Raw genomic sequence first — 17,017 nt, 5'->3', positions numbered from 1 at the left:
CCATCTTCGTTCCGTTCATCGAAACGGCAGCGCCGGTCGGCGGCGCAGCAGCGCCAGAGTCTCCAGGATTCGGCTGCCTTCATCGCCAAACGCTTCGGCGTCCGCGTCCGAATACGAAAACACGAACGAAAACTGTTCGCCCGTTTTCGCGGAGCACAGGTAATAGTCGTAATTGATCGTCTGATCGCTGGCTTTCCCGATCGCGCGCACCTGCCGGATTCGCCAGGCGGCATCATCGCGAACCGTGGACTGGTCCACAATCTGACCGTCACGCGACGACAGGGCCTGCGAAACGTCCGTCGCGAACTGCCGATCATCGGCCGCCTGCCCCGGAGCGACGCTGACTCCCGGTGACAAATTGCACTGAGCAATCAGATTGCCATTTCGAATCTGACGCAGCAGAAGCAGCGTGGAGGTTTGATTGAAAACGTGCCATTCCCGCGAATGCTGGAACTGCAGCTTCCACGGTGTCTGGATCTGCAGCGACAGTTCCGCGGGCGTTGGTTCAGAATCACCGAAGTCCGCGGCCAGTTCCGTGTCGGCCGGAGTTTCGTCCGCAGACGGCTCGTCCGCTGGTGATTCCGCGACACGTTGAGTCCAGTTGACGTCGACGGTCACCTGCAGCCCCGGACTGATCGGCCCGGCCGACCGTTCTTCCACGTGAGTCGCCGCGTACGACGTGATCAGTCCCGTCCTGCGATCGAACGTCAGCTTGCCGCTCACATTGATCTTCGACGCAGAACCCACAACGGCACCGCTGGCAGAGCCCTCAAACGTGACGCTCGCTGTATCGTCTTTGAGCGATTCCATTTCGCAGGTCACGCTTTGTTCGATGACCGCTTCGAGTCCGGTCAGCAGCGGCATCACCCACGAACCGGTGTTCCATTTTTCACCTTCCTTCACGTCGCCGGTCGGCATCAAACCGCTGCAGACCAGCGGATCTCCCGGCATCTGCAGCAGGTCCAGGTGCTTTCGAGTCAGCGGCATGTTCCGGCCTCGCGTCGACGAAGCCGACGTGTACACGATCCCCGTGTCGGCACCCGTACAGCGAATCGTCTGCAGCGACGCCGGAAGCTGAGTCACCGTGCGGTGCTCGTCACCAACGTTCATGACGACTTCCGCGTCGCTGAATCGACGGACGGCGTCCAGGGACAGTGGGCCGCTGAGTTCCGTATTTCGCTGCCGCTGCAGGAAACCGAAGTCACCCGATGATTCCAGCTTCCACTTCTGCAGTCCGGATTCCGTTGGAGTCAGCAACTGGCCGGAGATGGACATCGTGTAGTCGAAAGCGGTGATGCGTTCCGGATCAACGACCACCGCGAACGGACTCACGGTGGCTCCGTCTTTCGCAGCGTTCGCTTTCGCATCGTCCGCGGTGTCCGCTCTGTCGGTCAGTTCGCCGGCGGCGGCGACGCGGGACGTTTCCTGCCCGTTCACCGTTGACAAAGGAAGCAACACTGCGGCAGCAATGACCGGCAGCAGAACGCACAAACGGAGAAAAACTGTGTTTCGTACAACCACGATTTCGAATCCTTTCCGATGCGTCGCGGACCAGCGTAATCGCGTCCGCGGGTCCCTGAATTGCAGCGGAACTGTACGAAACCCGCGGATTTCCGTCGATACGTGATCGTTTGCGCAGCGAACCCGCATTCCTGTTTACGCAAAATTCTGAATGCCGTAGATTCGGCAAAAAGTCCCGGACAAGGAGGTTTCGGAAGTGACGGTTTCTGACGTTGTGGCGTTCGCGTTCCAGGCTGTTCCGCAGGCTCAGGGCGAATCGGGTGACGCGGTGACCGATGGTTTTCTGGATTCGCTTTGGGCCGACGTGAAGGACCGCGTTACGCCGGAAGCGGTGCTGGGTTTCGCGCAGACGTGGGGACCGAAGATCGTCGCGGCGCTGGCCATTTTGCTGATTGGCCGATGGGTCGCCAGATTCGTCACTAGCGTCGCCGTGCGGGCAGCCCGGCGCGCCGGGACGGATGCAACGCTGCTGAGTTTTCTGAGCAATCTGATTTACATGCTGCTGCTGACGGCGGTCTGCATCGCGGCACTCGGGCAACTGGGCGTCAACACGACGTCGCTGAGCGCAGTACTGGCAGCCGCCGGATTCGCCGTCGGGATGGCGATGCAGGGATCGCTTGGCAACCTTGCGGCCGGAGCGATGCTGGTGATGTTCAAGCCGTTCAAGGTCGGTGACTATGTTGAGGTCTCCGGTGCCGGCGGGACGGTGACGGAAATTCACATCTTTCACACCGTCCTGCTGACTCCCAACAATGTTCGAGTCATCATTCCGAACGGCAATATCACGGGCAACACGATTCAGAATTTCTCGGCCGAAAAACGACGCCGCATCGATCTGGTGATCGGCTGCGGTTACAACGACGACCTGCCGGCCGTGAAACAGTTTCTGCTGGAAACAATCACGTCAGATTCGCGAGTCCTGCAGGACCCAAAACCGGTGGTAGCTGTGTCGGAACTCGGCGACAGCAGCGTCAATTTCGTCGTGCGTCCGTGGGTGGCCAGCGCGGATTTCTGGGCCACGAAATTCGACCTGACGGAACGCATCAAGCTGGGCTTTGACGAACGAGGATTCACGATCCCGTTCCCGTCACGCGACGTCTTTCTGCACAATTCGGACGCCGCCTGACCGCCTGCACTTTTCGGCGCCCTGTCCGCGCGAACCGCGACGGCGATAGAATGGTGCTGTCGAACGAAGCCAGCACCCCGGATCGTCGCCGATGCCGCGTGCATGCGCCGCACCGCTGGCTCATGGCTGACGACGCGGAACGAATTCCCGCGCCGGCGACAGGAACCTCGATTCAAACACATCAAGACAACGTCGGTCCCTTCCCATGTCCTTCCGCATCCGCAGACACGAAACTGTGCCTCATGCCGTTCGCCGGATCGCGAAGGATCAGATCGACCGCGCCATCAAAGCAATAGACTGCGAGGGCGACGACCGCGTCGAGACGGTGCATCAGGTTCGCAAGCATTGCAAGATGATCCGCGGGCTGATCCGTCTGGTACGGCCGGCGTTTCAAGGCACCTATCGCCGTGAGAATCTCTGGTACCGGGACACCGCACGTCTGTTGTCGGAGATTCGCAATGCCGATTCATCGCTCGAATGCCTGGCGGAACTGGCCGAACATCATCGCGGTCAAGCTGGCGAAGAACTGTTGGTCAGGATTCGGGAACGATTCATCGAACTGAACCATCATGCTTGCCGAACGCCGTTTGATGCGGAACAACCGCTGCGGGAATTTCGCCGGCGCATGCAGGCCGGTCGCCGGCGCGTCACGTCATGGAAGATTCCGGATCGAGGCTGGAAGACGATTTCCACGGGCCTGCGATTCACTTACCAGCGGTGCCGCGTCACGATGAAGTCCGCCCGTTCTGACGCGTCGGAAGACAACCTGCACGAATGGAGAAAATGCGTCAAAGACCACTGGTATCATTCCCGCATTCTGACTCCGATCTGGCCGGAGGAAATGGAACATCGCTGCCTGATTGCCGGCAAGCTCGCGGAGGATCTCGGTCGACTCCATGACCTGTCGCTTCTGCGGCAAATCCTGCGGCAGAATTCGAAACACCTATGTGAAGCCGCCGATCGGAAGCCGCTGCGGAAACTCATTCAGCAACGGCACACGGAACTGTGCCGGAATGCGTTCAGCGTCGGACGGCGTCTGTTCGGCGAGAAGCCAAAACAGATGTCAAAACGATTTCGCGTCTACTGGAACGCATGGCAGCAGGAACCTTCGCCGGAAATGGCTCGGACCGACGACAGCGCACTTCTGAAGCCCGATGTCGATCGTTGACGTGGACCTGCAACACGGAATAATGAACAGCCTTCGACGGCGAATGTTTCACGGCGAAAACGTCGTCACCGCCACGACTGTTCCAGAACATGAAGGCTGCCACGGTGCCGCGAATTCTTCTGCGTTTCGCTGCGGTTGTTGTATCGCTCTGTTGTTCGCCTGCCGCGCTGTTCGCGAACGACTCCATTGACTTCAACCGCGATATCCGGCCGATACTTTCCGACAAGTGTTTCGTCTGCCACGGACCCGCTGAGGAAGATCGCAAGGCTGATCTGCGGCTCGACCAGCGAGCCAGCGCCGTCGATACGATGCAGGTGATTGCTCCGGGGAAACCCGATGAAAGCACGCTTCTTGATCGCGTCATGTCGAAGGATCCCGACCTGCAGATGCCTCCGCCTTCGAGCGACAAAGAGATCACCGCAAAAGAAGCCGATCTGCTGCGACGCTGGATCGAACAAGGCGCCGACTACTCCGCTCACTGGGCCTTCGTTTCACCAGCTCGGCCGAATCTGCCTGCTGCTCAAGATGCCGGCTGGGTCCGAAATCCAATCGACGCATTCGTGCTGGCGAAACTGAATGACCAGCAATTGAAACAGAGCCCGGCGGCTGACCGGCGAACGCTGATTCGCCGGCTGTCTCTCGATCTGCTGGGCCTGCCGCCGTCGCCGGAAGAAGTCGAAAAATTCGTGAACGACAGTCGCACCGACGCGTACGACCAACTCGTCGAGCGGCTGCTGAAATCGCCACACTTCGGCGAACGCTGGGCTCGCTGGTGGCTGGACGCCGCTCGCTACGCGGACTCCGACGGCTACGAAAAGGACAAACAGCGAGACGTCTGGTTCTACCGCGACTGGGTCATCAGCGCGATGAACGAGGACACGCCGTACGATCAGTTCATCATCCGGCAGATCGCCGGAGACCTGCTGCCGAATGCGACTCAGGCCGATCACGTGGCCACCGGTTTCCTGCGCAATTCGATGGTCAACGAAGAAGGCGGAGCGGACCCGGAACAGTTTCGTGTCGAAGGCATGTTTGACCGCATCGACGCCATCGGAAAAGCGATTCTGGGCATCACGACGCAGTGCGGTCAGTGCCATTCGCACAAGTACGATCCGCTGACGCAGCGTGAGTACTACCAGATGTTCGCCGCGCTGAACGACTTCAACGAAGCCACGCTGACCGTCTATACGCCCGAAGCCCGACAGCAGCGCCAGAACGTGCTGAACGCGATCGCAGCCATCGAAGAGGAAATCAAACAGAAGACCCCGGACTGGCGCGAACGAATGTCGGCCTGGGAAAAATCCATTCAGGACAGCCAGCCCGAATGGACCGTCATCACACCGACCGACATCCCGTTCGACGGCCAGAAGTTCCGACCATTGGGCGATGGGTCATTCGTCGGCGAAAGCTATGCTCCGACGTATACGTCCCCAACCTTCGGCGCGGTGGCGAAGCTGAAAGGCGTTACCGGAATTCGGCTGGAACTGCTGACTCACGGCCAGCTTCCGCACAACGGACCGGGCCGATCGATCCACGGCACAGGTGCCCTTACGGAATTTTCCGTCAGTGTCGCTCCCGCCGATCAGCCGGATCAGAAGCAAACATTGAAATGGGTGTCGGCAACCGCCGACGTCAACCCGGAAAAGGCCGACCTGACGGCTCCGTATCTGCAAAAGGATGCTTCTAAGGACGACCGCATCACCGGCCCGATCGAATTTGCGATCGACAGCGACAACAAGACCGCGTGGACCACCGACAACGGACCCGGTCGACGCAACGTCAACCGGAACGCTGTGTTCGTCCCGGAACATCCGATCGACATCGACGGAGACGCCGTTATTTCGTTCACGCTGGGCATGAACCACGGCGGCTGGAACTCCGACGACAACCAAAACAATCTGCTCGGCCGATACCGCTTCTCCGTCACCACATCGCCGAACCCGACAGCCGATCCGCTGTTTTCGATTCGCGCGATCGACGCGTTTGCCGCCAGGGAGGGCGAGATTCCCGCCGAGCCGCTGGAACCAAGGGAGTCGCTCGGCTCAGGCGGCTCAGCAGGAGCTTCGCCCTCCCAAAGCTCCGAACAGCAGGCCGCGATCTTCAGCGCGTGGCGAGCCACCGTGCCGGAATTCGCCGAATACAACGCGACGATCGAGGAACTCTGGAAGCAGCATCCGGGCGGCGATTCTCAATTGGTTGCATCCGCGATGGACAAGCCGCGGAAGTCCTACGTGCTGACTCGCGGCGACTTTCTGAAACCTGCCGAAGCCGTCGGCCCCGGGGTTCCCGTGTTTTTGGGCGAAATGCAGAATTCTCCCGCGCCGGATCGGCTGGACTTCGCTCGCTGGCTCGCGGACCGCGATCGACCCACGACCGCGCGAGCGATCGTGAATCGCATCTGGCAGTCGTACTTCGGCCAGGGCCTGGTAACCACTCCGGAAGATCTCGGTTCGCAGTCGGAACCGCCGTCGCATCCGGAACTGCTGGACTGGCTGGCCGTCGAACTGATGGACAACGGCTGGAGCCTGAAACACATTCACCGGCTGATTGTGAATTCGGCCGTTTACCGGCAATCTTCGAACGTCAACGAACACCTCTTGTCCGCCGATCCGTTCAACCGCTGGCTGGCTCGTGGTGCCCGGTTTCGAGTCAACGCGGAGATCGTCCGCGACATCGCGTTGTCCGCCAGCGGTCTGTTGAACGATCGCATCGGCGGCCCGAGCATCTACCCGGACGCTCCGGAATTTCTTTTCCAGCCGCCGGCGAGCTACGGCCCGAAGAACTGGTGGACGTCCACCGGCGATGACGCGTATCGCCGCAGTCTGTACGTGCATTCGTACCGTTCTGTCCCGTATCCGCCGCTGCAGGTCTTCGACGCGCCGAAAGGCGACGCCGCCTGCGTCCGCCGCACTCGCAGCAACACACCGCTGCAGGCTCTGGTCGTCCTGAACGAACCCCAGTTCGTCGAATGTGCAAAAGCAATGGCGTCTCGCGTTCTGAAGGAAGTTCGTGGCACCGAAGAGGACCGTCTGCAATACGCCCACAAACTCTGCACCAGCCGGCCGGCGACCGACAAAGAACTGACGATTTTGAAGAAGCTGTTGTCGAGTCAGCGGCAGCGTTTGGATTCCGGCGAACTGAATGCCTCGGACCTTATCGGCGCCGAATCAGCCAGCGCGAACGACCTCGCCGCATGGATGATCGTCTGCCGAGCGATCCTGAATCTGGATGAAACAATTACACGGCAGTGATCGTGAAGTACAGGCAAGCGCCTGCGATTCGTAAGTCATCAAAGCGTTGCCGGAGCTGCCAAACTTTCTACCTCAACTCAAATGACCACAGACGAGCAAGTCGATCCCGTGGACCTCAAGATGCACAGACGCCGGATGGTGATCGTGATCTGGATGTGCTTCGGAGCATGCCTGACCATCGCAGCTTTTGTGCCACAGGCTCGCGAACAGGTCGCTGCGACTCACAGCCTGGCGAATCTCAAACAAATCGGACTCGCACTGTTGAACTACCATGACATCCACGGTTCTTATCCGCCTGCTTATATTGCTGGAGACGACGGACGGCCAGCTCACAGTTGGCGAGTCCTGATTCTGCCATTCATCGACAACCAGCCACTCTACGATCAGTACGACTTTCGGTACCCTGGAACGACGAACGAAACCGGCCGGTGAGGACTTCCAGTCCATATTCTCTGTATGTCTGCCCGAGCGGCGACAGTGAATCGTTGCTCACAACCAATTATCGTGCCGTCACCGGTTCAGACACTGCCTGGCCAGGCGAGAGGCCGCTGACCGAGGATGAAATCACCGACAATCCGAGTTCAACGATCCTTGTCATCGAATGCCCGGATACGTCCGATTCGTGGGCCGCACCGCAAGATGTTTCCTTCGAATCATTGATGGCAAACGGAATTTCCGGCAACCATTACGGGCACGTCAACGCACTGTTCGCCGATGGTCACATTGGCCAGATTCGTACAGACTTGCCACGCGAAACACTCAAAGCTCTGATGACAAGATCCGGCGGCGAATCGATTGGCGACGACGACTGGGATGCCAGAAAACAGGATTGAAAGCACAATACCTGCCAACAGGCTGCGATTCAGCCGCGGAGCGGCGATATCGGGTAGCCGCGGCTCACGGTTGGAGTCAACAAACAATGGAAAGCCCCGGAGGGGCGACATTAAGGCGATCAGCGGATGAGAATTTTCCAATGCAGAGCGACACTGCTTCACCCTCCCGTTTCAACGGAGGGTCGCCGATCGAAAGCCGTTCAGGCGTTCGATTGCGGGGAGGGTGACGGATGGAACTCCGGTGCTCGGATCGCTCTCTTCCTGTTTGATCGCCTGCACGGCGAGCTGACCCCTCCCGTTGAAACGGGAGGGTGTACTTTCATCTGCCGAAGGGCTAATAACAGGTGATTCTAAGCCGCTGTTTCGCCCCTCCGGGGCTTGGGAATCAATTGGCCGATTTCCGTGGGCTGACGCCCACGGCTATGCTGCTGCCGCTCCGCGGCTGAAACCCAGAGACTTCGACCACGCCAACACGGGACAACCAACCATGAACACTCCACTCGCACGACGCTGGTTTCTTCAGCAGTGTGGCATCGGTCTGGGATCGATTGCTCTGGCCGATCTTTGCCGAGCAGCGGAACGGGCTGATTCGTCGGCGAACCCGCTGGCTCCGAAGCAGCCGCATTATCCGGCGAAGGCAAAGAACGTCATCCTGCTGTTCATGGGCGGCGTACTTCCAGTCAGTTCGAGAGTGTCGGATAACAAGCCGGAACTCGCCAGGCTCGACGGCACGCTTCCGCCCAGGGATCTGCTGGAAGGCTATCGGGCGGCGTTTATCAATCCGAGTTCCCGGTTGCTGGGGCCGAAGTTCGAGTTCGCGAAACATGGCGAATCGCAGGCCGAGTTGTCGGAACTGCTGCCTCACATGGCGGGCGTCGCGGACGATCTGTGTATTGTGAGATCGATGACCACCGATGCGTTCAATCATGCTCCGGGCCAGCTTCTGATGAGCACCGGAACGCAGCAGTTCGGTCGGCCCAGCATGGGAGCGTGGGTGACGTACGGGCTGGGCAGTGAGTCTCGCACCTGCCGTCGTACACGTTCAACAGCGGCAAGAAGTCCAGTGCCGGCTCCGGCAACTGGAGCAGTGGGTTCCTGCCGACCATGCATTCCGGCGTCGAGTTCCGCACCAGCGGCGACCCGGTGCTGTATCTTTCCAACCCGTCCGGCATGGATCGAAGTCTGCAGCGAGCGACGCTGGACGCAGTCAACGAACTGAACCGCAGCCGCATGGATGTCGTCGGCGATCCGGAAATCGCAACGCGGATCAATTCGTACGAAATGGCGTTTCGGATGCAGGCGAGTGCTCCGGAAGTCATGGCGGTGAAGGACGAGCCTCAGCACATTCTGGACATGTACGGCGTCGAACCGGGCAAGCCGTCGTTCGCCAACAACTGCCTGCTGGCTCGCCGGCTGGTTCAGCGAGGCGTTCGGTTCGTGCAGTTGTTCCACGAATCCTGGGACCAGCACGGCGGCCTGGTCACCGACCTGAGAAAGAACTGCAAGGACACCGATCAGGCCTGCGCGGCTCTGATTTCGGATTTGAAGCAGCAGGGAATGCTGGACGATACGCTGGTCATTTGGGGCGGCGAATTCGGCAGGACTCCGATGGTTCAGGGAGGCAACGACGGACGCGATCATCACCCGAATTCGTTCACGATGTGGATGGCCGGCGGAGGCGTTCGCGGCGGACTGACCTACGGCAGCACCGACGATCTGGGCTTCAACGTGGCCGACAAACCGGTCCACGTCCACGACCTGCACGCCACGATTCTGCACCTGCTGGGCTTCGACCACAAACAGCTCACGTTCCGCTTCCAGGGCCGCGATTATCGCCTGACCGACGTGCATGGGAATGTCTTGAACGACCTGCTGGCGTGAGCTGTCCGCGCTTTGGCGAGCTGCGTGACGTCAGTCCGCAGACGGCGCGGTCGTGTTCCGCCGACTGACATCCGGCGGCTCGCCAATGTCGCGGATCCTGTCCGCCCGAAAACACGCGCGGATTTGGCCAAACTGCGTGAATCGCGTGGAATTCGTCGCCGGCGAACACTGGAAGTTGCCGCATTGGTGCCCGGACATCGCTGAATTTCTGTGGAAAACCCCCGGTCTGATCGCGCGGATCGGCGCAACATGATTCACAATTGGCGGTTCCGGAGCGAATCTGTTCGATCCGCTGCCGGATGCCGTCTAGCATATTGCCCCTCAAGACCGGCGGGACAACGTCGTCAGTCAGCGTGCCAGCAATCCGGAAGCAACTGCCTTCCGGCCGATTCTGAGTTCCGGAAGTCACCATGTCAGAAAAAACAGCCGGCCCCGCACCATCCGACGAAAACCTTCGTCGCGTGCGCGAGAAGGTCATGCAGCTCGCCAGGGAAGTCGAACAGATGTCGGGCGAAGACATGCCCCCGAATCTGTTCTTTCAGGAATTCCTGACGCGAGTCGTGGCGGCCATCGGAGCCCGCGCCGGTGTTGTGTGGCTGATGGACGAAAACAACCGCCTGAACGTGGCCGCACAGGTGAACCTGGAAGAAACCGGCCTCCGCGAAAAGCCCGGCGCTCTGCAGATCAACGAACGTCTGCTGATCGATGTGCTGCAGACCGGTGAGGCGAAGACGCTGATCAGCGGGCAGGGCACGGAGCTTCCCACCGAACATGTGCTGGTACTGTCCGCTCTGCATCGGGAAAAGGCGTGCGTCGGTGTCGTGGAACTATTTCAGCGAACGGCGGTTCCGGAGAAGGCGCGTTCCGGATACATGCAGTTCCTGGAACAGATGTGCGGCTACGCGTCCCGCTACATTGAAGGCAAACGTCGCAACCCGACGGAATCGGCGGACCTGAAGAGCCGCTTCTGGACCGACTTCGAACAATTCACGCTGCGAATCCAGCGGTCACTTGACGAACAGGAGGTTGCCGACGCGGCAGCCAGCGACGCTCGGCCGCTGCTGGGATGCGACCGTTTCAGCGTCGCCGTCCGCAAGGGCCGTAGTGTGCGCATCAAGGCCGTCAGCGGACAGTCGAGCGTCAATCCGCGGGCCAACCTGATTACGTCGATGGTCAAGCTGTCGCGGCGTGTTATCGAGTCTGGCGAAACTCTGGTTTACAAGGGCCGAATTGAGGGCCTGGCGCCGCAGATCGAAAAACCGCTGGCCAATTTTATTCAGGAAAGCGGTTCCCGCATGGTGATGCTGGTGCCGACTTTCGAAAACGAAGTACTGGTTCGGCAGCAGGGCGAAGAACACGAACGGAAACGAAAAACAAAACGGCCCAGAGCAACCGGATGTCTGGTCATCGAACAGGTGGCGGAAACGGAACCCGGCCCGCAGATGGAACAGCGGGCAGAACTGCTGGCGGATCACATCGGAGCCGCGCTGTGGAATGCTCGCACACATCACCGCATCTTCGGGCTGTCGCTGTGGAAGCTGATCGGCAGGTGCCTGGAATGGTTCCACGGAAGAAAGCTGGCGATCACCACTGCGGTACTGCTGGCCATCGCGGGAATCGGCGCCGCTATGGGACTGGTCCGTCTTTCGTATCCGGTCGACGCCGAAGGCAAACTGATGCCCGTCGAACAGCACGCCGTGTTCGCTCTCTGGAACGGAGAAATCCGCGAAGTCAGAGTCCGCGGCGGTCAGCGCGTCGAGAAGGGCGACGTTCTGCTGGTGATGGTCAACGATGAAATGGAAGAACAGATCCTGCAGGCCCGCGGCGAGGTTCAGAAGCAGATCCAGATGGCTCACGTCACGGCGCTGTCGATTGAAGAGGCCGCATCCAACGATGACGAGCAGGAACGTCACCAACTGGAAATCCAGAAAAAGACCATCGAAGCGGACCAGCGGATTGCCGAGGACCATCTGGCAACCCTGCTGCGGCGCCGGGAAGAGAAGCTGACACTGCGAGCCAACGCCGGCGGCATCATTCCCAACTTTCAGATCGAGCAACTGCTGCGCGACCGCCCCGTCAGCCAGGGAGACCACTTGTTTGACATCATGAACGACAACGGGCCATGGCATATGGAACTGCTTGTCGAAGAAAAGCGAATGGGGCATATCCTGAAAGCTATGCAGGAACTGCAGAAGTCCGGCGGCACGGAACAGCTTGCCGGAGAATTCTATCTGGCGACGCAGCCGGAAAATGACGACATGAAATGCCACCTGACAGAAGTCGCCACGCGTTCCACAACCGATCCGGAAATCGGTACGGCGTTCGAACTGGTCGCGGTGGCAGACGAAGGTCAGGAACTTCCGGAATCGCGCATCGGTGCGGAAGTCACCGTCCGCCTGTACTGCGGCAAGTGCAGCCTTGGCTACTACCTGTTTGGCGACGTTGTGGAATTTCTGCAGCGATATTTCTGGCTGTGAGCGATCGGTCCGCCCGGTCGCGACCACCCTGTGCTCCACCCGCCGTCAGCCATCCGCCGTTCGATCCGGCTGTTCCCGTGGAAGCGAAAAAACTCAGCGGCCCGCGCTTCTTCCGTACGATTAATCGGCCTGTGCGGACAATGACGGTGCCACGGCACGCAATTCGGATGTGGTTTTTTCGCACAGGCGTCATTGTGACCTAAAGTTTCATCCAGCGGCCGCCGTGTACACCCGGCGAATGAATTCTTTTGCCTGCCCCGGATTGAAACGATTCCCGTGAGCACTACTACCGTAAAACCTGACGTCTCCGGAGTCTGCTTTGGACTGTCGCCTGCGGTTCCGACCGACACCACCGGCATCGTCAGCCGGCTGTTGAAACTCTGCGAATACGCCCGCAACGAGCGCGAAGCGGAAACGGCGGCAGCGACCGAAGCGCCGATCATTCCCCGAACGGTCCTGCGGATGCTGCTGCGTTGCATGAAGCTGCGCGATCCGTCCATCGTCCTTCACGGCCAGCGAATCGCCGCGATCTCCAGCGGAGTCGCTCAACTGCTGGGCTGGGATGACATCCAGCGCCGGCAGATCGAAGTGGCCGGGCTGCTGCATGATCTCGGCAAGATCGGTGTCTCCCAGCACATCCTTCACAAGCCCGGAAAGCTCAGCAGCGAAGAATACGACCTGGTCACTCTGCACCACCACGCCGCCGTCAGCCTGTTGCAGGCCCTGCAGGCGGACAACCAACTGGTGGGAATGCTGACTCTGCTGTACCACAATTTTGACGGTTCCGGCGTGGGAATTGAGGGTCCGTCGTCTCAGGATCTGCCGCTGGGACCCCGAATTCTGGCCGTGGCCGACGCGTACGATTCGCTGAGTTCACCCAAAGCCTACCGCCGCGGAATGGCTCACGATGAAGTCATGAAGGTGCTCTTCGATCAGGCCGGCAGTCGCTATGACGGAAACATCGTCAGAACCCTGGGACGCTGGTACGAAGCCGATGGGCATCAGCTGTTCCGGCACAGCGATCCGTTCTGTTCTCCCGAAGACTCCACGGAAGAACCTTCTGTCGAACAGCGCAACGAGATCGTCGTGCTGACACAGATGCTGCACGTGCTGTATCAGTTTCAAATGCTGTACGACGGCTACTTTATTCTGGATACACGCGGCAATTACTGCATCTGGTCAGACGGCATGCCGGGACTGACCGGACTTCCGCTGGAACACGTCGTAGGACGAAGCTGGAAGGCAACCGACGTGCGACTGTCACCGATTACACAGACCGACCGCCAGAACGCAAAACCCCGCGAGGAAATCGTGTCACAGGTGATGCGCAACGGACGATCACAGTTCGGCAGCCGTGTTTGCCAGATCAATGATTCACAGCAGGTCAGCGTCGACGTTTACACCACCGGGATTGCCGAACACCCGCGTCATGTGGAGGGCGTCGTCCAGTTGTTCCGCTGCAAGGGAGGCGTACGCCGGCAGTCGAAGGAATACGTGGAACTGAAACTTGCCGCCACGCGCGATGCACTGACCGGTGTCGCCAATCGCGGGCAACTCGAAACGCAGTTGCGGCACCTGATCGATGATTTCCACAACCACGAAGGCACGCGGCATCTGAGCGCGATCTTTCTGGACGTCGACCGGTTCAAGAACATCAACGACACATTCGGTCACAAAACCGGTGACCAGGTGCTGGTCGATCTGACGCGACTGCTTCAGCACGAAACCTATTCCGGAGAACTAATCGGCCGGTATGGCGGAGAAGAATTTGTTCTGCTGTGCCCCGACACCGATCTGCAGGCAGCCATCCGGCGCGGCGAACGGCTGCGACATGCGATCGCAAAAAGTTCCATCGGCGGAGTCTCCAAACTTTCCGTGACATCTTCCTTTGGTGTTTCAACGGCACGTCTGGGCGATTCTGTACAGACTCTGCTGGAACGAGCCGATGCGGCTCTGTACCGAGCCAAGGAAACAGGCCGGAACCGAACCTGCTGGGAAGGGCAGGCCGACGATGAACCTTCCACCGCGGAAAATCCCTTTGATGAGTCGGCACCGAAAGTCACCGAGATCGACGGAAAACTGCAGTTCCGTGAATCGATCCCCGTGTCAACATCACTCGAACTGACAGCCATGAAGCTGAACGCCTTTCTGGCGACTCAGGACGCAAGAATCACGCACCAGGAACATGGTGCCATGAATCTGCAGTGCGGAAGCCTGGGGCTGCTCGGCTGCTGGGGAAGTACGGTCGCCCGCCAGCCGGTCAGTGTCGATATCCGTTTCGAGACAGCTCGCAACACCGACACCAAAACGGGAAATGCCAAGACGCTGCGGTTCGTCGTGGTGACTGCCGTGCCCGTTGGACGCGTCACGGACGTCGATACGTTCGAAACCCGGTGCACAATGCTGATGCAGCAACTGCGGGCGTACCTTCTGAGCTCGTAGACTGTGGTTTGAATCCCGGGTTCCTGCCGCAACGGCTCGCGGACACGCCGGCCGGGAAACACGTCGCGAGGAATGCTGCGCTGCGGTGAATGACGCACGCAGCCGGGTTGCGAGCATCGTAACGAACCGTGTCGCCTCGCCCCGTGCTGCCGACAGACGCTTCGCACTTAACTCGGCCATTGACGTCGTCGTTGCCATGGACAAACCGCAGTACATTGGCATTTCGTGCCGTGGAATGCGTGACGAGCCGGCCATGCTTCTCGCCCACGACCGGAACGCCGACCTCCGCAGAACCCGCATGATCATTCGATACCGCCATGCCGCGCAATCGAACGCGGGCCGGAAGTTTCTTGTCCGTGACGACCAGGGTTTTCCCGCAGTCCGAGGCAATCCGGCGCCATTCGCGACCTACGCTGCACTCGACCGCCGCCGTCAACTCGCCCGGCCGGAACACGTCCCGGTACGAATGGACTTGTGTCGGCGGACGATCGCTTCACCCACAGCCCCAACCCCGGAAACAGCACGATGTCCACCGAAAAGCCCCGGTACCGATTGATTACACGAAGCGACTTTGACGGCCTGGTCTGCGGAGCACTGCTGCGTGAGCTTGATCTGCTGGTCGATATTCTGTTCGTCCATCCCAAGGACATGCAGGATGGCCTGATCGAAGTGACCTCGCGGGACATCATCACGAACCTGCCGTACGTTTCCGAGTGTCATCTGTGCTTCGATCACCACGCCAGCGAAGCCATCCGAAATGGCAACGTGGTGCGCGAAAATCTGATTCTGGACCCTGCCGCGGACTCGGCCGCTCGCGTTGTTTACAACTACTACGGCGGAGCGGAACGGTTTCCCAACATCTGCCGGGACATGCTGCAGGCCGTCGACAAGGCAGATTCAGCTCGCTTCTCCCGAGACGAAATCCTGGCTCCGCGAGGCTGGACGCTGCTGAATTTCATCATGGACCCGCGCACCGGACTGGGCCGATTTCGCGACTTCCGAATCTCCAATTACCAGTTGATGATGGCGCTGGTCGACTTCTGCCGGACTCACGATCTGAAGGATATCCTGGCACTTCCGGACGTCCGCGAACGCGTCGATCTGTACAACTCTCAGCGCGAACAGTTTCTGGAACAGATCGCTCGCTGTTCGGGAGTTCACGGGAATGTCGTCGTCGTCGACTACCGGAACGAAGATGTCATCTACAGCGGCAACCGATTCCTGGTCTACGCGCTGTTCCCGGAATGCAATGCCTCCGTCCACGTCCTGCGAGCTCATAAGCCGGAGCTGACGGTTCTGGCGATCGGCAAGTCGATTCTGAAACGCACGAATCCAGTCGATATTGGTGACCTGTGTCTGGAACATGGCGGCGGAGGCCATACAGCGGCCGGCACCTGCCAGATTCCTGCCAGCGAAGCGATGGCACTGCTGCCCTCCATCGTGGAACAGATGGACCAGACCGTTGAAGAACCCGAACTGGCTGCGGTCTGATCGTCATACTGGCCGCGGCGGACGCCGATACTTTCGCTCTTCTTACTCCCGCGAGCCCGAATGTCTCATTCTGCCCCGCTCGCGGTATTGACCGGCTGTTGCCGCCGACGTGTCGGCGACTTCGCCAGATCAATCCACCAGCACAAGCGAACAACCCAGCCACGTCGAAGGCTCAGGCACAGCGGAAACCGTGAACGTCAGAGAACCGAAGTTGGCGATATCGGCGTCGATAGGAGTCCCCAGCAGCGTCCCGTCGTCGACAACGTTTGCCGTAATTGGCAGGATATCCGACATGATCGTCACGGTGTCCCCTGCATCGCCGGTGATTGTGACGCTGAATGTCGCGATGTGAGCGATGCCAGTGTTGATTCCAGCCGGGTCGGAAAGAGCCACAAGTGACAGTGCTCCGGCAATACCGCCGGGAGCCGCTGGAATTTGTGAAATCAAAATCCAGGCCGGAATTCGGTAAGACTGCACCTGACGTCGTCCCTGTGCCAGCCGACTGGAAAATCTGGCCGCCGCCGGATGACAGACCTCTTCCCACGCCAACGCCACCGGCATTGGGTCCAAAATGTGAGTCATCATTGTCGATCAGCACCATGTCGATGAACACGGTACTGCCGCTGACAACGCTCGTTGGACTCCCCGTCGCCAGGTCCAGCACCAGATCAGCCTGCGCACTTTCGCTGCCAATGGAGAGGATGACAGCGAGATAAACTACGTAACGTGCCATGGGATGATTTCCCGGAAAAACAATACTGATTGTGAACAGACTGGCGAAACTGCTCAGCTTCGCTGAATTCTACAAAACATCCATTACCGCACAA

11 protein-coding genes and 1 pseudogene are annotated in these 17,017 nt (G+C 59.6%); 10 read left to right on the top strand and 2 right to left on the bottom strand.

Going from position 1 to position 17,017, the window contains the following annotated elements; genetic code table 11:
* Positions 1-15: 15 nt before the first annotated feature.
* A complete protein-coding gene (locus tag R3C19_20235; protein ID MEZ6062679.1) occupies positions 16-1,521 on the bottom strand; it encodes a hypothetical protein in 1,506 nt (501 codons plus the stop codon).
* 196 nt (positions 1,522-1,717) lie between these two features.
* Here R3C19_20235 and R3C19_20230 point away from each other — a divergent pair, with 196 nt between their 5' ends.
* The 10 genes and pseudogenes from R3C19_20230 (at position 1,718) to R3C19_20185 (ending at position 16,190) form a co-directional block, all read left to right on the top strand.
* Positions 1,718-2,647 carry a mechanosensitive ion channel gene (locus R3C19_20230; GenBank protein MEZ6062678.1) on the top strand — a complete coding sequence of 310 codons (930 nt, stop codon included), beginning with the start codon at positions 1,718-1,720 and terminating at the stop codon, positions 2,645-2,647.
* Between the two features lie 205 nt (positions 2,648-2,852).
* Positions 2,853-3,815, top strand: a complete 963-nt coding sequence (locus tag R3C19_20225) for a CHAD domain-containing protein (GenBank protein MEZ6062677.1) — start codon at positions 2,853-2,855, stop codon at positions 3,813-3,815.
* A gap of 104 nt (positions 3,816-3,919) precedes the next feature.
* A complete protein-coding gene (locus R3C19_20220; protein ID MEZ6062676.1) occupies positions 3,920-7,066 on the top strand; it encodes a PSD1 and planctomycete cytochrome C domain-containing protein in 3,147 nt (1,048 codons plus the stop codon).
* A gap of 81 nt (positions 7,067-7,147) precedes the next feature.
* Positions 7,148-7,498 carry a DUF1559 domain-containing protein gene (locus tag R3C19_20215; protein ID MEZ6062675.1) on the top strand — a complete coding sequence of 117 codons (351 nt, stop codon included), beginning with the start codon at positions 7,148-7,150 and terminating at the stop codon, positions 7,496-7,498.
* 227 nt (positions 7,499-7,725) lie between these two features.
* Positions 7,726-7,899 carry a hypothetical protein gene (locus tag R3C19_20210; protein ID MEZ6062674.1) on the top strand — a complete coding sequence of 58 codons (174 nt, stop codon included), beginning with the start codon at positions 7,726-7,728 and terminating at the stop codon, positions 7,897-7,899.
* A gap of 487 nt (positions 7,900-8,386) precedes the next feature.
* Positions 8,387-8,863: pseudogene (locus R3C19_20205) on the top strand (DUF1501 domain-containing protein).
* Between the two features lie 62 nt (positions 8,864-8,925).
* Positions 8,926-9,780: a DUF1501 domain-containing protein gene (locus R3C19_20200; protein MEZ6062673.1), complete on the top strand. Its 855-nt coding sequence runs from the start codon at positions 8,926-8,928 to the stop codon at positions 9,778-9,780.
* Between the two features lie 410 nt (positions 9,781-10,190).
* Complete coding sequence (locus R3C19_20195) at positions 10,191-12,257, top strand: efflux RND transporter periplasmic adaptor subunit (protein ID MEZ6062672.1); 2,067 nt, start codon at positions 10,191-10,193, stop codon at positions 12,255-12,257.
* A gap of 276 nt (positions 12,258-12,533) precedes the next feature.
* Entirely contained in the window at positions 12,534-14,699 is a 2,166-nt protein-coding gene (locus R3C19_20190) for a diguanylate cyclase (protein MEZ6062671.1), read from the top strand.
* A 525-nt stretch (positions 14,700-15,224) separates the two neighbouring features.
* Positions 15,225-16,190, top strand: a complete 966-nt coding sequence (locus R3C19_20185; GenBank protein ID MEZ6062670.1) for an exopolyphosphatase — start codon at positions 15,225-15,227, stop codon at positions 16,188-16,190.
* A gap of 129 nt (positions 16,191-16,319) precedes the next feature.
* Here the strand turns inward: R3C19_20185 and R3C19_20180 are convergent, their stop codons facing one another.
* A complete protein-coding gene (locus R3C19_20180) occupies positions 16,320-16,751 on the bottom strand; it encodes a hypothetical protein (protein MEZ6062669.1) in 432 nt (143 codons plus the stop codon).
* Between the last annotated feature and the right edge of the window lie 266 nt (positions 16,752-17,017).

This window comes from Planctomycetaceae bacterium (assembly GCA_041398785.1).
Classification (GTDB): domain Bacteria; phylum Planctomycetota; class Planctomycetia; order Planctomycetales; family Planctomycetaceae; genus JAWKUA01.
The sequence above is the reverse complement of the archived record's forward strand: the minus strand, read 5'-3'. Positions and strand labels throughout refer to the sequence as shown.